Source organism: Bradyrhizobium sp. UFLA05-125 (assembly GCF_059803515.1).
In genome coordinates this window covers 69160-85894 of sequence record NZ_JBANBJ010000034.1, presented here as the reverse complement: position 1 = coordinate 85894, position 16735 = coordinate 69160, and the positions used below count along the sequence as shown (strand labels likewise).

The window sequence follows — 16735 nt, the reverse complement described above, 5'->3', positions numbered from 1 at the left end:
GCAGAGGCTTGTTGTCACGGCGCCCGTGCTCAGGCCGACTCCGTGGGATTATAATATTGTTCCACGATATCGTTATCGCCCTGAAGACGATCGGGTCGATCCATACGGCCCGCCCCTGGTGTCGTCGTGGATCCTCTATGAGGGGTGGCGGTGGCCATACTGGTGGTGAATAACGATCACGCCGACGAAGATGGCGTGCCGGGTGATGTGGTGATCGGCGGCTGACAAACGCGGCGCGCGCTTGCAACGCTCAGCATCGCGAAGCGCGGCCTTATCCCAGCGCGTCCAATTCGCTTCGATCAGGCTATGGCTCCGCGCTAATGGGTCCACGTCCTTATCGGAATGCTTCACATGAAAAAGGGGCCCACTAGGCCCCTTCGTCGGTCACCAGCGGCGCCAGTGACGGTGACCCCAGCCCCACGGGCGAGGTCCGAAGCGGCGCGGACCATAAAAGCCGTAGGCGCGGTAATAGTTCGGGCGCCACCAGCAACGGCCCCACGCGTTACACACCATGCGGACCTGATCGACATTGGCGGCCGGGCCGCTGGCGATACGATCGGCCTGCGGAATGCCATTCGGCATTGCCGCCAGAGCCTGCCCCGACGCGAGCGCAACACCGCCCATGGCCGCCAGTCCAAGCACAGCAAACCTGATTTTCATCACAATCTCCCTCGTTGGTGCCGAGAGAACCGTCGCGCGATCAGTTTGGTTGCAATATGCGAACGGGCCCGCGAGGAATTTAATCTTCCTGAATATCGGTTCACGTCCGATGTGCGAGCGGTTCCAAATAGCGGCTAGACTTGGCGCTACGTCTCATAGGCTCGCGGTCATTCCCCGCGAATGCGAGGAATCCAGTATTCTAGAGGCGTCGAGATTCATCGCATCTGCTGCGGCGTACTGGATCGCCCGATCGAGTCGGGCGATGACGCCGTGATTGTGACGCTCACTCGTATCCACGCCGTCATTGCTGTTGCGAGCACAGCGAAGCAATCCAGAATCTTCTCGCGGAGTCAGACCAGATGCTTCGCTGTGCCCGCAACGACGGAGGTCGTAGAGCGAGCGCGAGTCCAACTCGCTCCGGGCTGGCGGCGGCTCAATCCGGCCTGAGAGGCAGTCGTCACCGCCCCCGGAACTGCGGCTTGCGCTTTGCCATGAAGGCCTGGCGGCCCTCGCGAAAGTCTTCGCTGTCCATGCAGGCGGTACCGATGGCCTTGATCGCGTCCATGTCGCGCTGGCTTTCGTCCTTCAGCACCTCGGAAATAGTGATCTTGGCGGCCCTGATTGCGAGCGGCGCATTCTCTGAAATCGTCTCGGCGATCGCCATCGTCTCGCCCCAGAGCTGATCGTCGGGGATGACGCGCTCGACGAGCCCGATCCGCAGCGCCTCCGCGGCATCGATCCGCATTCCCGTGTACATGAGCAGTCGTGCCCAGGATGGTCCGACCAGCGAGACAAGGTGGCGCAAGCCGTCAAAGCCATAGGCGATGCCGAGCCTTGCCGCGGGGATTCCGAACTGACTGCTGGCGGCGGCGATGCGGATATCGGCGAGCATTGCGACCTGCATGCCGCCGCCGAGGCAAAAGCCCTGGATGCAGGCGATCGTCGGCTTGGGGTAGTCGGCGAGCAGCGCCCGCTGCGCGGCGCTGCGTTTCGCATAGTCCTCGGAGGCTGCCGCGTCGTGGCGCTGCTTCTCGAACTGGCTGATGTCGGCTCCCGACACGAAAGCCTTGCCGCCGGCGCCGCGCAGGATCACCACGCGCACCGCGTCGTCGTCGCGCAAGCTCGTCAGCGCCTGGCCAAACCCCTCCCACATCTCCAGCGACATCGCATTGTGCTTGTCGGGATTGTTGAAGGTGATCACGCCGACGGCGTCGGTGATCGTCTTGAGGATCTTGCCGTCGGCGAATGAAATCTCGCCTGTCGTGGAAAGGTCTGCCATTCGCGCACCCGCTTGTTTCGAGCGTTGCAATGTGCGGCCGCCGCTGCGGCGACGTCAACCAGGGCGGGCCCATTCCTGGGCAGGCCACGGTTGTCCTTTCGTAGATTGCGCGATGATCGACTATTGCCCCTGATTTGCCCGACGTGTCAAGGGCATTTCGTTAAATCCGCAATGCGTCGGCAGCCCTCTCGCTACTTTGCATGGGGTTGTTTTTCAGATTTTGATCGGCCGGCCATGCCGCGGCGCCTACTGCGCCATATGCGCGGTCAACGGATGGTTGGCCGCATTGCTGAAGAATGCGGCTTCCTCGGCGGTCGCCTCGAGCAGTTGCTCGTCCTGGTTATAGACGTCGCTGCGGAACTGGATGGTTTGGTCCTTGGTCATCCACGCCGTCAGGTAGATCCAGGCCACCGGGACCTTCCTGGCCATCGGGACTTCCAGATGCTGTCCGGTGGCAATTTCCGCGTCGATCGCGGCGCGGTTCCACTTCGGCTGGTCCTTGAGCAACCAGGCCGCCAGATCGCGCACATTGTCGACGCGCGAGCAGCCATGGGAATCGAAGCGGTAGTCGTCGCTGAACAGATTGCGCTGGTTGGTGTCGTGCATGTAGACCGAATAGGAGTTCGGCATGTCGATCTTGACCGCGCCAAGCGCATTGAACGTGCCGTTCTGCTGGCGCACGGTGAAGTTCGGCGCGTGGGTGCCCGACCAGTCGACCGAATTCGGATCGATCGGATTGTCGTGCCCGTCGAGCACCTCCATATGCATGCGCGACAGATAGGTCGGATCCTTGCGCATATGCGCGGAGATTTCGGTCTTGGCGATCGAGGACGGCACGGTCCAGGTCGGATTGAGCACGACGCCGGTGATCTCGGCCGTCAGCGTCGGCGACGGCTTTTCGGTCTTGCCGACGATCACGCGATAGCGCCGCACCACGACGTCGTTCTCGACTGCCTCGGCAAAGGCTGCGGGGATGTTGACCACGACATAGCGCTGCCCGAAGCCGAAGTTCGTGTTCTGGAGCCGCTCCAGCGAGGCCTCGAGTTGCCGGATGCGCTTTTGCACTGGGACGTTCATCGCGGCGATCGTGCGCGGCGTCACCATGCCGGTCGGGGCCAGGCCATGCCTTGCCTGGAAGCGCTTCACGGCTTCGGCCAGCGTCTCGTCGAAGGCGCCGCTTGCCTTGTCGGCGGCGAGGTCGCCGGAGGCGATCAGCCTCTTGCGCAGCAACTCGTCATTGGGCCCCTGTGTGCCGAGGGCGAATTTCGCGTCCGCAGGAAGCGTCGGCCAGCCGCCGCGCACGGCGAGGTCGGAGTAGCTCAGCGCGGCGTCCTTGATCCGCTGGACCGAGCCTTCGTCGAAGGTCGGCTCATGCGACAGCGCAAGCGCGGCGGCCGATCGTGACTCGGGCGTCGAGGCAGGTGTCGTGGCAGCCTTCGGCGCGGCCGTGTGCGCCGGATTTGCCATAGAGGGCATCGTTCCGGCCGGCGCTGCGGCAGCGGGCTTGGCGGCGCCGGCCTGACCGGTGGTTTCGGTTTGCGCAAGAGCCGAGGCGCTCGCGAAGAGGCCAACCGCAACGATCATGGCTTGGCGCTTCAACATGTGTCTGATCTTCCCTTGGAAAGACGAGGCCTGAACGGGCGCTCGCATGATGGTCTTCTTGCAGCAGTGCCGCGGGCGCGGCTTTTGGCAATTCGTGAGGCGGCCGCAGGTTAGGGCATGGGGATTGCGGTCCGATTAAACGCAGGCGTCCCGGCCTATGCGCCCTCGATTTGGTCGCTCGAAGGCTCGGATCGGTTCGTGAAAATCGCGCCGGAAACAGACGAAAAGCTTGGGGATCGTCCAGGGGAGGCCCAAAAAAGCAAAAGCCGCGCGTCCGGCGCGCGGCGAAGTCTTGTCCAATCCAGCCGCGCCCCCGCGACGCGGCGGATTGAACATCAAATCCGATGGACGGCCGACTGCCCAGCCGTCGATCGCTCAGCCCTCGTTCGCAGCAATCGATTCCATCAGCGAAACGAGCTGACGCTGCACCGTCTGGTCCTTGATCTTGCTGTAGGCGCGCAGCAACCGGAGGCTGAAGGCGCTGTCGAGGAACAGAAGGCTCTCGACTTCGCGCGCCTTGTTGTCGCCGTCGTAGAAGAAGGTCACGGGCACATCGAGCGCCGAAGCGATCTGCTGCAGACGGGCCGCGCCGACACGATTGACGCCCTTTTCGTACTTCTGGACCTGCTGGAAGCTCACGCCGAGCTTCTCGCCAAGCTCAGCCTGCGAGATTTTCATCTCGACGCGCCGCAACCTGATCCGCTTGCCAAGCTCAATGTCCGGCTTGCCGGCACTGCGCTGCTTCATTCTCTTCGCCGCTGTTTTCATACTTTTTCTCACCGTTCTTCGGTTGAAAATCCCCCGAAGAGTTGGGTCAGGGGTTCGCCCATGTACACTTCCTTGAATTCGCGCGGATGCACGAATTCATCCTTGAACCACGGGAAGCGAGCCGGATTGAAGGCTTCGATGAGCCAGTCAATCATGTGCCGCACCCTTGGAATCCGGCCGCTACCGGGATGGTAGGACAACCAGATATCCAATGGTCGGTTCAATGCGACCTCCAGTGGTATCAACTTCCCGCCAAGCGCGATGGCATAGCTCGGAAATACGCCGATTCCGGCGCCGTTTGCGACAGCCCAGTAGTTGGCGCTTGAGACGTTGGTCTTCATGACCAGAAGGTCACGCTCAGCAACGCCCGGGAAGAAGCTCTCGAATGTTTCCTTGGCGGCGATCTGGTCGGCGAATTGCAGTACCAGGCGGTGCTTGATCAATTCGTGAGCCGTGCGTGGCGCGCCATGTTTCTGAATGTATCTTTCGGCCGCCCAGAACATCAGATGCATGCGGCCGAGCCGCACCAGCTTGATGTCGAGCGCCGAGGGGCGCGACAGATGGATGGCCACGTCGGCCTCGTGTCGGGAGACATCGGCCGAGCGCATCGCGCAGTGCAGGTCGACAAGGATGTTCGGATAGCTCTGCTGGAATTCGACCAGCCGCGGCGCCAGCCAGAAGGTGCCGAGTCCCTCGGTGACGGCGACCCGCACCTCGCCGGACGTGCCGGCGAGCGTGTCGCTGGCGCGCAGCACGTCGAAGGTCGCAGCCTCCATCCGCTCCACGGCCGAGACCACCAATGCGCCTTCATCGGTCAAATGGGTGCCGTGGACGTCGCGGGTGAACAGGGTGGCGCCGATCTGGCGCTCGAAATCGTCGATCTTCCGACGGACGGCATTAATGGAGAGCGAAAGGCGCTCTGCTGCCGAGCGGAAGCTGCCACAGCGCACGACCTCAAGGAATATCCTGGCCGCGTCCCAATCCGAGAGGCCGCCGAGGAGTGCTTTCTGGCGTTCTTCCAGAGGAACGCCCCTTTCCGCCAAGAGGTGCATACAAGTCCTTTCAGCTGGCTAAACTGGCAGAATCTTGGACAAACCACAACCACGGCGGGTTGCGGGGGTGGCGAGTTTTGAGCGCCATACTTACCGCGTCGTGGGAGGTATTTGAGTGCGCCAGGGACTGGGAATCGGGCGGTCGATCGTCCGGATGAGGGGTGTCGCGTGCGTTTAGTTGCGAGCCTTGAGAACACTGTGTGGTCGGGCCTCCCGAAATCGGAGGCTATGGGTCGCAAGTCCGGCTTCGCGCCCGCCTCCTTATGGTCTCCTGCGCCGCAAGCACTGCCGGGAAGTCCAATTACGCTGATGCGCCGTGTTCTGGCGGTCACGCAACGCTTTTCTTGCAGCGGAACTTCGATATTCGAGCCTGGATGCGCTGAAATCGTGTTCGAAGGCTTGGATCCGTCGTGCTATCTTCGCCCGCACGTAGGAGGCGCGGGGATCGTTGCCATTCATTCTCACAGGTTGAACTAACGAAAGAACTCCGGTGTCGCATTCAGATGAACAATTGCAGTCGGTGCTCGAAACGCTCGAGGAGTGCCGTCGGGTTCTCAGTGAGAACCACGTGCGCGAGTCGGTCGAGTTGCTCTCGATTGCCATCCTCGATTTGCGGATGAAACTCAAAGGCGTCGACAATGCCGAGCTTCGGGCGTTGTGCGACGAAATGCTGCGGGGCGCTGCCAGCGAATCCGCCTCCCGTTCCAAGCAGACGCAGGACCAGCCCCGGCGTCCGCTGCTCCGCGTGGTGAAATAACCGCGCCGCCATCTCTCGCATCCGCGAGATTTGTGCGTGTCCCGATGCCGCATCTGTGATCACAGGCGGCATCGGGAGGAGCCTTGGTTTCCAGCGCCTCTGTTGCGCATTACCCTGCATCGGTTACACCAGGGGCCGTTGGGCCCAAACTCCGGCGCGCTCCCCTTGCGCGCGGTGCGGGCCTGGAGATGGCCACGACTGCATCATGCAAAACGTTTCGATCACGGCGGCGCTGCTTGCCGGCCTCGTCAGCTTCCTCTCGCCCTGCGTCCTGCCCCTGGTCCCGCCCTATCTGATCTATCTGACCGGCGCCACGATCGAGCACGTCGAAAGTGACGGGCAGCCGTCCGCCTCCAGGCGCGCGGTCATGATGTCGGCGCTGCTGTTCGTGCTTGGCTTCTCGACCATCTTCATTGCGCTGGGCGCCAGCGCCTCGCTGATCGGCAGCGTGATCCGCGCCTGGTCGGCGGAGCTCTCGATCCTCGCCGGCGTCGTCATCATCGTGATGGGCCTGCACTTCCTCGGTTTGACGCGCATCAGCCTGCTGATGCGCGAGGGGCGGCTGCCGATCCCTAAGCCGGTCGGTCTGTGGGGCGCCTATATCATGGGGCTTGCCTTCGCCTTCGGCTGGACGCCGTGCATCGGGCCGATCCTCGCGGCCATCCTCTCGATCGCCGCGGCGGAGGCGACGGTGACCAAGGGGGCCGGCCTGCTCGCGGTCTATTCCGCGGGGCTCGGCATTCCCTTCCTGATAGCAGCGCTCCTGATCGAGCAGTTCTCGGCGCTGTTTGCGCGCATGAAGGGCCATCTCGTCAATGTCGAGCGGGCCATGGGCGTGCTCATGGTGATCACCGGCATTTTCTTTCTCACGGGCGCAATCAGCAACATGAGCATCTGGCTGCTGGAGACTTTTCCGGTGCTCCAGACGATCGGTTAGGACTGATCAGGGCCCCAGGCCGGGCAACAAAATATCGAAAACAACCCCATGCAAAGTAGGTTCATTCGCTACCGCGGCTCGTCCAGCGCGCAGCTGATCGTGTAGACGACGCCGCGCGGCAGAAAATCCACCGTCGCTTCGCCGCCGAGCTGATCGCGCGCGCTGCGCTCGATCAGGCGGGAGCCGAAGCCGCGTTGCACAGGCGCGCTCACCGGCGGGCCGCCCCGCTCGGTCCAGATCAGCCGCAGCCGCGGCTTGGCTATCACTCCGGTGACCTCCCAGTCCAGCGTCACCGTGCCTGTCTCGTTGGACAGCGCGCCATATTTGGCCGCATTGGTCGCCATCTCGTGGATGATCATCGACAGCACGACGGCGAGGCGCGGCGACAGCGGCACCGCCGGTCCGTTCATCCGGATGCGGTCCGGATTGTTCAGCAGGAACGGGTCCAGCGCGCGGGCAACGACGTCCTTCAGGCCTGAGCCCTGCCACTTCTCCTGGCTGAGGAGATTGTGCGCTTCCGCGAGCGCGCCGAGGCGCCCCTCGAACTTGGTACGCTCGTCGCGGCTTGCGCTGCGGAACGACTGCACTGCGATCGCCTGCATCAAGGCGAGGGTATTCTTGACGCGATGGTTGAGCTCTTCGATGAGCAGATTGTGCAGCATTTCGCCGCGCGCGATGGTGGCGGCCATCCGCAAGGCGAAGGCAAGCCCGATCAGGAGCAGCGCACCGCCGATCAGGCTCGTAATCGCGATGTTGCGCCAGAGCGGCGCGACCAGCGAGCCCTCGGCGACGCCCGCGGCAACCGTCCAGCCTGTCAGCCGCGATCGCGTATACGCAGCGCTGAGCGGAACGTTGTCGAGCGAGACCGCCGACAAGGACGCCTCGCCCTTGCGGAACATCTCGTCATAGAGCGATGACGTGGCGCGCTTGCCGAACGTGTCGCCCGGGTTGGGCGCGCGTGCGAACACGATGCCCTTGCTGTCCAGCAGCGATACCGTCCAGTGCTCACCGGGCCGTTGCTTCTCGACCAGCGTCTGGAAGATGTCGAGCGGCGGGCTGAAGGTGAGGGCGTACATCACTTCGCCATCGCGCAACACGGGGACCTCGACGGTGACGACCTGGCGCTGCTTGATCGCGCCGAGGAACAGGTCGGAATATTGCGGCAACCTGGTCGCGAAGACCTTCTCCACGATTTCGGTGTTGTTGCGCAATGGAAGGCCCGCGGTGTCCTCTGTCGCCGAGGAGAACAACAGCCGTCCCTTGCGATCCGAGACCAGCACGACGCCATCCTTGCCGTACTGGTCGAGAAAGCCCGAGGCGATGCGGCGAAAGTTCTGGAAGTCGCCGCTGCGCAGCGCGTCGGTGAGCGCGAGGACCTGCAAGCCCCCGGTCATCCGCTGGACCTCGGCATCGAGCACCAGGCGTATGCTGCGCACCGTTTCCAGCACGCGGCGGTTCGCGTCGCCGCGGTCCTGGGTGTAATTGTAGAAGACGATGCCGACGGCGAAGACGATCAAGGGCAGCATCGTCCCCATGACGAGGAGAGCGAGCCGTACGGGCAGTGTGAACTTTGACAACGCGGGCGCCCTGGTTCCGGCGCGACGCCGCCGGATCATGCAGGAGCATACGGGCAGCCTCCGCGTTGCGCCACGGGTTTTCCAGTTTGCCGAGAAATCCGGGTCGAGCGATTTTGCGCTGCATTCCGCGTCCGGATCGGCGGTTGAGTTTCGCGCTGCTGACGTCCACGACGGACGTTCATTGCGAGCAACGACCACCAGCGGAACTTTGAAAGGAACGATCTGCCATTTTTTCCTGTTGTCGAACTGCCGAAGCCAACAGGTTCGGCAATTGGAGGAGAGGAACAATGAGACTGAGAATCGCAACCGCAGCGGTGATGATCGCCGCCTTCGTCGCGCCGGCGTTGGCGGCCGACGAGTTCTACGTCGTCCAGGACGTCAAGACGAAGAAATGCACCGTCGTCGACAAGAGGCCGACGGAATCGTCGATGACCGTCGTCGGCCCGGCCGGCACCATCTACAAATCGCGCACCGAGGCCGAGGCTGGGATGAAGACCGTCAAGGTCTGCACGTCGAATTGAGGGAGGTCACGATGCCACCAGTCTTCATTCTCTGGGCCGTGCCCGCTGTTCTCGTGATCGGTGGCGGCTATCTGATTGGTCACATGCACTGAGGCCGACACGTCAGGGCCGCGGCGAGGATTTCGCCGTGGCCCTCTCGTGTGATTGCGCAATTCTACAGATTTGTTCTCGGTGATTGCGGCGCGGCAGACGACGGTGCCTCGGATTTTGCACTGCATTCTGCATCGCTCGCGTGCCCCCGTGCCACTGTTCAGCTTGCCAAGGGCGTATTAGCCTCCGCTGGATTCCAGCCGCGCCGATCTCGGCCAGCGCATCAAGCACGGCCAACGGGCCCCGACCGGGCTTGGGGTGATCGCCGATGAAGCATTGGATCCACTGGCTGCCGGGGCTCGACACGCTTCGTCGATATGAGGCTGCGTGGCTACCGCATGATGTCTTCGCCGGGATCGTCCTGGCGACAATGCTGGTCCCGGTCGGAATTGCCTACGCGGCGGCATCAGGCTTGCCCGGCATCTATGGTCTGTACGCAACGATCGTGCCGCTGCTGGTCTACGCGTTGTTCGGCCCAAGCCGTATCCTCGTCCTCGGTCCGGACTCTGCTCTGGCAGGGGTCATCCTCGGCGTTGTCGCTCCGTTGTCCGGCGGTGATCCGCTGCGGGCGGCGACGCTCGCCGGCATGATGGCGATCGTTTCGGGGGTGGTCTGCATTCTGGCGGGTGTCGCGCGCCTGGGCTTCGTGACCGAGCTTCTCTCTAAGCCGATACGCTACGGCTACATGAACGGAATCGCGTTGACCGTATTGATCAGCCAGCTGCCGAAGCTCATGGGCTTCTCGATTGAGAGCGAAGGACCGCTCCGCAGTTTGTTGGCGATCGGCAACGCAATCCATGAGGGACGGACAAACTGGGTCGCGTTCGGAATAGGGCTCGGCACGTTGATCGTGATCCTCCTTCTCAAGAACAACAAGCGTCTTCCAGGCATTCTGATCGCGGTCCTTGGCGCGACGGTTGTCGTCGGCGCGCTGGGTCTCGCAGCGCCTTATGACGTGAAAGTCCTGGGTCCGCTTCCTCAGGGGCTGCCGGGTTTCGTCGTTCCCTGGATCAGCTACGGCGACATCGCCCCTGTGCTGGTCGGCGGCTGCGCAATCGCGCTGATATCATTTGCGGACACCAGTGTGCTTTCACGGGCCTATGCCGCACGATTGGGGACGTGGGTCGATCCCAACCAGGAATTGGTGGGCCTTGGCGTTGCCAATTTGACGACCGGTTTTTTTCAGGGCTTCTCGATCAGCAGCAGCAGTTCGCGTACACCCGTTGCGGAAGCCGCCGGCGCGCGCACCCAACTCACCAGCGTCGTTGGCGCGCTTGCCATCGTCGTGCTCTTGCTGGCGGCGCCAAATCTCCTTCAGCATTTGCCGAGCGCAGCATTGGCCGCCGTAGTCATCACCTCGGCGATCGGCTTGATCGAGATCACTGACCTGAAACGAATCTATCGCATTCAGCGGTGGGAGTTCTGGTTGGCGATCGTTTGCTTTGTCGGTGTTGCCGTGCTCGGGGTGATTCCAGGAATAGGCCTGGCAATCGCAATCGCCATCGCCGAGTTTCTCTGGGACGGTTGGCGCCCGCATTCCGCCGTATTGGGGCGCGCCGACGGGGTCAAAGGTTATCACGACATCAAGAGATATCCGGGCGCACGCCGAATCCCCGGGCTGGTCCTGTTTCGATGGGATGCGCCGCTATTCTTTGCCAACGCCGAATTCTTCAAGGAACGCATTCGGGATGCCGTCGCAACATCGCCGACGCCCGTACGCTGGCTGGTGGTTGCAGCAGAGCCGGTCACGAGCGTCGACGTCACAGCCTGCGACGTGGTCGCTGAACTCGACGAAACGCTGCACGCGCAGGGGATTGAGCTTTGCTTTGCCGAGCTCAAGGACCCCGTAAAGGACAAGCTGAAGCGATTTGGCTTGTTCGCGCAGCTTGGCGAGAAATACTTCTTTCCAACGATCGGAGTCGCAGTGTCTCGTTATCTCGAGATCAATGATGTGGCGTGGGACGACTGGGAGGACCAGGCCGAGGTTGGCACGGACGGGCCTCCGCGTTGAAGCGCCGAGGCCCGCCCCGTGGTGCGCTTATAGATTGCTCTCGGTGATCGCGGCATAGACCATGCTGCGCAGCTCGCGCCGGATCGGATAGGCGCTCGAGGGCAGCACCTGCGTCATGAAGATCGTGATCAGCTCCTCGGCCGGATCGATCCAGAACGAGGTCGTCGCAGCGCCGCCCCAATTATATTCGCCGGGGCTTCCGGCGATCAGCGTCTCTGCCGGCCGCATGGTCACGGCGAAGCCGAGGCCGAAACCGATGCCATTGTAGGTCGCCTCGCTGAACAGCGAGCGGGACACGTCGGGCAGAGTGCGGCCGTCGGGAATGTGGTTGGTCGTCATCAACGCCAGCGTCTTCGGCCCGATCAGACTGACGCCACCGAGTTCGCCGCCATTGATCAGCGCACGGCAGAAGGTGAGATAGTCGGCAGCCGTCGAGCACAGACCGCCGCCGCCGGAGATGAAATCTGGCGGCGACAGGAACGAACTCGTCATCGGGTCGTCCTGGAGCGTCAAACCCTGGCGGCGCTGGCCGGCATGGAAGGTCATGCCGCCCTGCGGATCAGCGGAGTAGCAGGCCGCGAAGCGATGCGCCTTGGAGGCCGGCACGTGGAAATCGGTGTCGGTCATGCCGAGTGGATCGAGGATGCGCTGCTTCAAGAACTGCTCGAAAGGCACGCCCGAGATCTTGCCGATGAGATAGCCGATCACGTCGGTGGAGACGGAGTAGTTCCAGGCGTCTCCGGGCGAGAACTCCAGCGGCATCTTGGTCAGCGCGTCGATCATTGTCTGCAGCGTGCCGGCCTTCTCGACCTCGCCGATCTTCTGCTCGCGATAGGCGGCATCGACATTGGAGCGCTGCTGGAAGCCGTAGGTCAGTCCCGAGGTATGCCGCAGGAGGTCGACAATCTGCATTGGCCGTGACGGCGGCCGCGTCAGAAACGCAGGGTTGGTGCCGGCAACGAAGACGCCGAGGTCCTTCCACTCCGGAATGTATTTGGCGACGGGCTCATCGATCGCGACGAGGCCTTCCTCGACCAGCATCATGAAGGCGACGCTGGTGAGCGGCTTGGTCATGGAATAGATGCGGTAGATGGTGTCGTCCTTGACTGGCACTTCGCGCTCGACGTCGGCAAGTCCAAGCATCGAACGGTGGGCGATCTTGCCGCGGCGGTAGACCAGCAGCTGCGTTCCGGGGAAACGGCCGGCATCGACATACCGGTTCTTCAGATGCGCATCGACGCGGTCGAGCGCGGCCTTGGACATGCCGACGGATTCAGGTGAGGCGGGGGTGGGGGCGAGCATCGGGAACGTTCCTCCGGAGTGTTCTTGTGAGGAGGTGATAGCCGAAATGAGGACCCCATTCCAAGCCGGTCGCGCTTAACGCCGGCTGCCCGGCTGGTGTAGGCTCCGCAGTGGAACGCCGTCAGGCCAAACAACGAGAAAATCGGACAGCGGGAAAGAGAAATGACCCAGTTCAACGAGACCGAGCTTACCGAAGCCGTCATCAAAAGCTTCGACAACACGCCCAATCCGCGTGCAAAGTTCCTGCTCCAGGAATTGGTGAAGTCGCTGCACGATTACGTGAGCAAGACCGGCCTCACCTTCGAGGAATGGGACTATGCGATCGATTTCCTGACCCGCACCGGCCAGAAGTGCACCGACACCCGCCAGGAGTTCATCCTGCTTTCCGACGTGCTCGGCGTCTCCATGCTGGTCGATGCGGTGAACCACCGCGACCGCGACGGCGCCACCGAAACGACGGTGCTCGGTCCCTTCTATGTCGGCGAGCACAAGGTGACCGCGCATGGCACGGACATCTCGCCGCACAATCTGACCGGCGAGAAGATGTTCGTGCAGAGCCGCGTCACGGATCTCGGCGGCAAGCCACTTGCGAACGTTCCCGTCGACGTCTGGCACGCCGATGACGACGGCTTGTACGATTCCCAGAAGCCGAACTACGACGAGATCGGCGCCTCGGCGCGGGCGCGCTTCGTCACCGATTCCGATGGCCGCTTCTTCTTCCGCACCATTCTGCCCTGCAGCTATCCGATCCCGACCGACGGCCCGGTCGGCGAGATGATCGTGCAGACCAACCGCCACCCGATGCGCCCTGCGCACGTGCACTTCCTGGTCAACGCCAAGGGCCATGAGCCCCTGATCACCCACGTCTTCATCGGCGGCGACAAATATCTCGATTCCGACGTGGTGTTCGGGGTCAAGGACGAGCTGATCGCCAAGGTCGAGAAACGCACCGATCCGGCGATGCCAGACGGCGGCAAGGCGGCCGGGCCGTGGCATCTGATGACCTATGAATTTCACCTCAAGCCGGGCAGCGGCTTGGCTCCCAAGCCGCTCGGGGTGAAGGCCGCGGAGCACGCCTGACGTCAAAATTTGGGCACTCGCTCATTTGTTGTGCGTCGCACAAGAAGTGAGCGAATCGTCATTCAAGAAATGGGCGCGCCGCGACTTTTTGATGCAATTATAGGCGCGCCCAATCATTGAGCAGATGAACTAATATATTGTTTTTACTTATATTTCAAAGCGCGAGAGAGCTGGCACAGGCCTTGAATGGTAGGCTCTGACGCCACCGACGCCGTCACTCGACATCAACATCAGCATCACGAACTCGCCGCCAGGGTGAAGCCTCGGAGCGCGCCTCCATGCGTGGGGGGCCGAGCCTGCAACGACGCAGCGGAGAGCCTAGAAGGGATTATCAATGACGACGAATCCGACGTGGATTTCAGACTGGCGCCCCGAAGATGAGGCGTTCTGGAATGCGACTGGCAAGACTATCGCGCGACGCAACCTGATCTGGTCGATCGTGGCCGAGCATATCGGCTTCTCGGTCTGGCTGATCTGGAGCATCGTCACCACCAAGCTGCCGCAGGCGGGCTTTCACTATACGACCGACCAGCTCTTCCAGCTTGTCGCCGTGCCGGGCCTGATCGGCGCCTTGATGCGCTTCCCCTACACCTTCGCCGTCACGACGTTCGGCGGCCGCAACTGGACCATCTTCAGCGCGGCGATCCTGTTCATCCCGACGATGTCGCTTGCCTATTTCGTGAGCCAGCCCGACACGCCGTTCTGGCTGATGCTGCTCGTTGCGTCGACCGCGGGCCTCGGTGGCGGCAATTTCGCCTCCAGTATGACCAACATCTCTTTCTTCTTCCCTGACCGGATGAAGGGATCCGCGCTGGGCCTCAATGCTGCCGGCGGCAATATCGGCGTCTCCAGCGTGCAGCTCCTGACCCCGATCCTGATGACGCTCGGCGTCATCAACCTGTTCCAGGCGACGCCCGTCGACGGCATCTTCCTGCAGAACGCCGGGCTGATGTGGGTGCTGCCGATCGCAATCGCCGTGTTCGGCGCCGTGTTCTTCATGAACAACCTGACCTCGGCCAAGTCGTCGGTGAAGAACCAGCTCGCGATCGTCAAGCGCAAGCACACCTGGATCATGGCCTATCTCTATATCGGGACCTTCGGCTCCTTCATCGGCTACTCGGCGGCGTTTCCACTGCTGATCAAGACCCAGTTCCCGCAAGTCACGATCGCGATTGCGTTCCTGGGGCCGCTGGTCGGCTCGCTGTCGCGCCCGTTCGGCGGCTGGCTTGCCGACAAGGTCGGCGGATCCATCATCACCTTCTGGAATTTCATCGCGATGGCGGCGGCGACGATCGGCGTGCTTTATTTCGTCGGCCAGAAAGATTTCCTCGGCTTCCTTGCGATGTTCCTGGTCCTGTTCGTCACGACGGGCATTGGCAACGGGTCGACCTACCGGATGATCCCCTCGATCTTCCGCGAGGAGAACCTGTTCAAGGTGCGCGGCAAGGGTGATGCGGCGCGGGCGCTCGCGCTGAAGACGGCGAGCATCGAGAGCGGTGCGGCAGTCGGATTCATCGGCGCAGTCGGCGCGGTCGGCGGCTATCTGATCCCGAGCGGGTTCGGCAAGTCGATCGCGATGACTGGCGGACCGCAGCTCGCGCTCGCGATCTATCTCGCTTTCTACGCCTCCTGCCTCGGGCTGACCTGGTGGTTCTATCTGCGTCGCGGTCCGCAAGCCGAAGGCGCGCCGAGCCTCGCCGAAGCAAGAGTCTAGAGCATGATCCGGAAAAGTGTGCAGCGGTTTTCCCTCGCGACAAACGCTGAACGCGTTTGCCGCGGAGATCATGCTCCAACAATAGAGACTTGGTACGAATCTCGCTTCTCTCCGTACGGGGGGAGAAGTTTTGCCGGGCCTGAGGCCGCAGAATAGGAGACCAAAGTGAGTGAGCCGCTCGTCATCGTCGGTAACGGTATGGCCGCCGCGCGTCTGGTCGACGAACTCGCCAAGACTTCGCTCGGCCGTTACGCAGTCGCTGTGATCGGCGAAGAGCCGCGGCTCGCTTACAACCGCGTGCTGCTCTCATCCGTGCTTGCAGGCGAGACCGGCTCGCACGAGATCGAGCTCAGGCCCGCTGACTGGTGGCGCCAGCGCGGCGTCACCGTGCGCTACGGCTATCGCGTCACCGAGATCGACGTCGGCCGGCGCGAGCTGAAGATCGCCGGTGAGGAGAGCATGGAATATTCCAAGCTCGTCCTCGCCACCGGCTCGACGCCGCTGCGGCTGAACGTGCCGGGCGCGGATCTCGCGGGCGTCCATACTTTTCGCGACAGCCGCGACGTCGATCTGCTTCTGACGCTCGCAGCAGCCAAGAAGCGCGTCGTCGTGGTCGGCGGCGGCCTGCTGGGGCTGGAGGCCGCCTACGGTCTTGCGAAGGCCGGTGCGCCGGTGACGCTGCTGCATCTGATGGATCGCCTGATGGAGCGCCAGCTCGATCTGCCGGCGGCTGAACTGCTCAAGGCGCTGGTCGAGCGCAAGGGCATCCATGTCGTTCTGAACGCGAGCACCAAGTGCATTCATGGCGACGGCCACGTCGAGGCGGTCGAGCTTGCCGATGGCAGCCGCATCGACGCCGATGCCGTGATCTTTGCGGCTGGCATCCGGCCGAACGTCGCGCTCGCGAAGGAGGCGGGGCTTGCCGTCAACCGTGGCATCGTCGTGAACGATTGCCTCCAGACCAGCGAGTCCGACATCTTCGCGCTCGGCGAATGCGCCGAGCATCGCGGCACCGCTTACGGGCTCGTCGAGCCGGCCTATGAGCAGGCACGCGTGCTGGCGCGGCATCTTGCCGGGAAGAGTGCCGCCTATCAGGGCAGCGTGGTCTCGACCAATCTGAAGGTGTCCGGCGTCAGCGTGTTCTCGGCGGGCGATTTCGTCGGCGGCGAGGGCAGCGAGAGCATCGTGCTCTCCGATCGCAGGCGCGGCACCTACAAGAAGCTGGTGATCGCTGACGGCAGGCTCACCGGCGCTGTGCTGATCGGCGATACCGTGGACGCGCTCTGGTATCTCGAACTGATCCGCAATCGCGAGACGGTCGCTGCGATCCGCACTGACATGATGTTCGGCCGCGCACTCGCGCTTCCGCCCAAAGCCGCCTGATG

At 62.8% G+C, this 16735-nt stretch carries 14 protein-coding genes; 7 read left to right on the top strand and 7 right to left on the bottom strand.

The window, feature by feature from the left end:
- Positions 1-384 precede the first annotated feature (384 nt).
- From SO156_RS26280 to SO156_RS26260, 5 genes are all read right to left on the bottom strand, one after another.
- Positions 385-660 (bottom strand): hypothetical protein, encoded by a 276-nt coding sequence (locus tag SO156_RS26280; RefSeq protein ID WP_458144438.1) that lies wholly within the window; start codon positions 658-660, stop codon positions 385-387.
- 457 nt (positions 661-1117) lie between these two features.
- Positions 1118-1939 carry an enoyl-CoA hydratase gene (locus tag SO156_RS26275; protein ID WP_498536775.1) on the bottom strand — a complete coding sequence of 274 codons (822 nt, stop codon included), beginning with the start codon at positions 1937-1939 and terminating at the stop codon, positions 1118-1120.
- Positions 1940-2185: 246 nt separating this feature from the next.
- Entirely contained in the window at positions 2186-3541 is a 1356-nt protein-coding gene (locus SO156_RS26270; RefSeq protein WP_498536774.1) for a L,D-transpeptidase family protein, read from the bottom strand.
- A 375-nt stretch (positions 3542-3916) separates the two neighbouring features.
- Positions 3917-4288 carry a helix-turn-helix domain-containing protein gene (locus SO156_RS26265; RefSeq protein WP_027558475.1) on the bottom strand — a complete coding sequence of 124 codons (372 nt, stop codon included), beginning with the start codon at positions 4286-4288 and terminating at the stop codon, positions 3917-3919.
- A gap of 29 nt (positions 4289-4317) precedes the next feature.
- Entirely contained in the window at positions 4318-5361 is a 1044-nt protein-coding gene (locus SO156_RS26260; RefSeq protein WP_458144435.1) for a LysR family transcriptional regulator, read from the bottom strand.
- 520 nt (positions 5362-5881) lie between these two features.
- On the opposite strand from SO156_RS26260, the gene SO156_RS26255 reads away from it, so the two are divergent.
- Both SO156_RS26255 and SO156_RS26250 read left to right on the top strand, forming a co-directional pair.
- On the top strand, positions 5882-6118 hold the full coding sequence (locus tag SO156_RS26255) for a hypothetical protein (protein WP_458144474.1): 237 nt from the start codon (positions 5882-5884) through the stop codon (positions 6116-6118).
- 205 nt (positions 6119-6323) lie between these two features.
- Entirely contained in the window at positions 6324-7055 is a 732-nt protein-coding gene (locus tag SO156_RS26250; protein ID WP_498536773.1) for a cytochrome c biogenesis CcdA family protein, read from the top strand.
- A 68-nt stretch (positions 7056-7123) separates the two neighbouring features.
- On the opposite strand, the gene SO156_RS26245 is transcribed toward SO156_RS26250, so the two are convergent.
- A complete protein-coding gene (locus tag SO156_RS26245; protein WP_498536776.1) occupies positions 7124-8581 on the bottom strand; it encodes a sensor histidine kinase in 1458 nt (485 codons plus the stop codon).
- Between the two features lie 338 nt (positions 8582-8919).
- On the opposite strand from SO156_RS26245, the gene SO156_RS26240 reads away from it, so the two are divergent.
- Positions 8920-9153: a hypothetical protein gene (locus SO156_RS26240; protein ID WP_458144433.1), complete on the top strand. Its 234-nt coding sequence runs from the start codon at positions 8920-8922 to the stop codon at positions 9151-9153.
- Positions 9154-9511: 358 nt separating this feature from the next.
- A complete protein-coding gene (locus SO156_RS26235) occupies positions 9512-11254 on the top strand; it encodes a SulP family inorganic anion transporter (protein ID WP_458144432.1) in 1743 nt (580 codons plus the stop codon).
- Between the two features lie 27 nt (positions 11255-11281).
- On the opposite strand, the gene SO156_RS26230 is transcribed toward SO156_RS26235, so the two are convergent.
- Positions 11282-12556 carry a serine hydrolase domain-containing protein gene (locus SO156_RS26230; RefSeq protein ID WP_498536772.1) on the bottom strand — a complete coding sequence of 425 codons (1275 nt, stop codon included), beginning with the start codon at positions 12554-12556 and terminating at the stop codon, positions 11282-11284.
- Between the two features lie 162 nt (positions 12557-12718).
- Between SO156_RS26230 and SO156_RS26225 the strand changes: the two genes are divergently transcribed.
- The 3 genes from SO156_RS26225 to SO156_RS26215 all read left to right on the top strand — a co-directional run bounded on the left by SO156_RS26225 (position 12719) and on the right by SO156_RS26215 (position 16733).
- Positions 12719-13636: an intradiol ring-cleavage dioxygenase gene (locus tag SO156_RS26225; protein ID WP_498536771.1), complete on the top strand. Its 918-nt coding sequence runs from the start codon at positions 12719-12721 to the stop codon at positions 13634-13636.
- A 334-nt stretch (positions 13637-13970) separates the two neighbouring features.
- Positions 13971-15350, top strand: a complete 1380-nt coding sequence (locus SO156_RS26220) for an MFS transporter (protein ID WP_498536770.1) — start codon at positions 13971-13973, stop codon at positions 15348-15350.
- A gap of 165 nt (positions 15351-15515) precedes the next feature.
- Positions 15516-16733 (top strand): NAD(P)/FAD-dependent oxidoreductase, encoded by a 1218-nt coding sequence (locus SO156_RS26215; protein WP_498536769.1) that lies wholly within the window; start codon positions 15516-15518, stop codon positions 16731-16733.
- Positions 16734-16735: the final 2 nt, after the last annotated feature.

Excerpts from the sequence above, each read along its gene's own strand:
- SO156_RS26280 (WP_458144438.1), bottom strand. The coding sequence starts at position 660 with ATGAAAATCAGGTTTGCTGTGCTTGGACTGGCGGCCATGGGCGGTGTT.
- SO156_RS26275 (WP_498536775.1), bottom strand. The coding sequence starts at position 1,939 with ATGGCAGACCTTTCCACGACAGGCGAGATTTCATTCGCCGACGGCAAG.
- SO156_RS26270 (WP_498536774.1), bottom strand. The coding sequence starts at position 3,541 with ATGTTGAAGCGCCAAGCCATGATCGTTGCGGTTGGCCTCTTCGCGAGC.
- SO156_RS26265 (WP_027558475.1), bottom strand. The coding sequence starts at position 4,288 with ATGAAGCAGCGCAGTGCCGGCAAGCCGGACATTGAGCTTGGCAAGCGG.
- SO156_RS26260 (WP_458144435.1), bottom strand. The coding sequence starts at position 5,361 with ATGCACCTCTTGGCGGAAAGGGGCGTTCCTCTGGAAGAACGCCAGAAA.
- SO156_RS26250 (WP_498536773.1), top strand. The coding sequence starts at position 6,324 with ATGCAAAACGTTTCGATCACGGCGGCGCTGCTTGCCGGCCTCGTCAGC.
- SO156_RS26245 (WP_498536776.1), bottom strand. The coding sequence starts at position 8,581 with ATGCTGCCCTTGATCGTCTTCGCCGTCGGCATCGTCTTCTACAATTAC.
- SO156_RS26240 (WP_458144433.1), top strand. The coding sequence starts at position 8,920 with ATGAGACTGAGAATCGCAACCGCAGCGGTGATGATCGCCGCCTTCGTC.
- SO156_RS26235 (WP_458144432.1), top strand. The coding sequence starts at position 9,512 with ATGAAGCATTGGATCCACTGGCTGCCGGGGCTCGACACGCTTCGTCGA.
- SO156_RS26230 (WP_498536772.1), bottom strand. The coding sequence starts at position 12,556 with ATGCTCGCCCCCACCCCCGCCTCACCTGAATCCGTCGGCATGTCCAAG.
- SO156_RS26225 (WP_498536771.1), top strand. The coding sequence starts at position 12,719 with ATGACCCAGTTCAACGAGACCGAGCTTACCGAAGCCGTCATCAAAAGC.
- SO156_RS26220 (WP_498536770.1), top strand. The coding sequence starts at position 13,971 with ATGACGACGAATCCGACGTGGATTTCAGACTGGCGCCCCGAAGATGAG.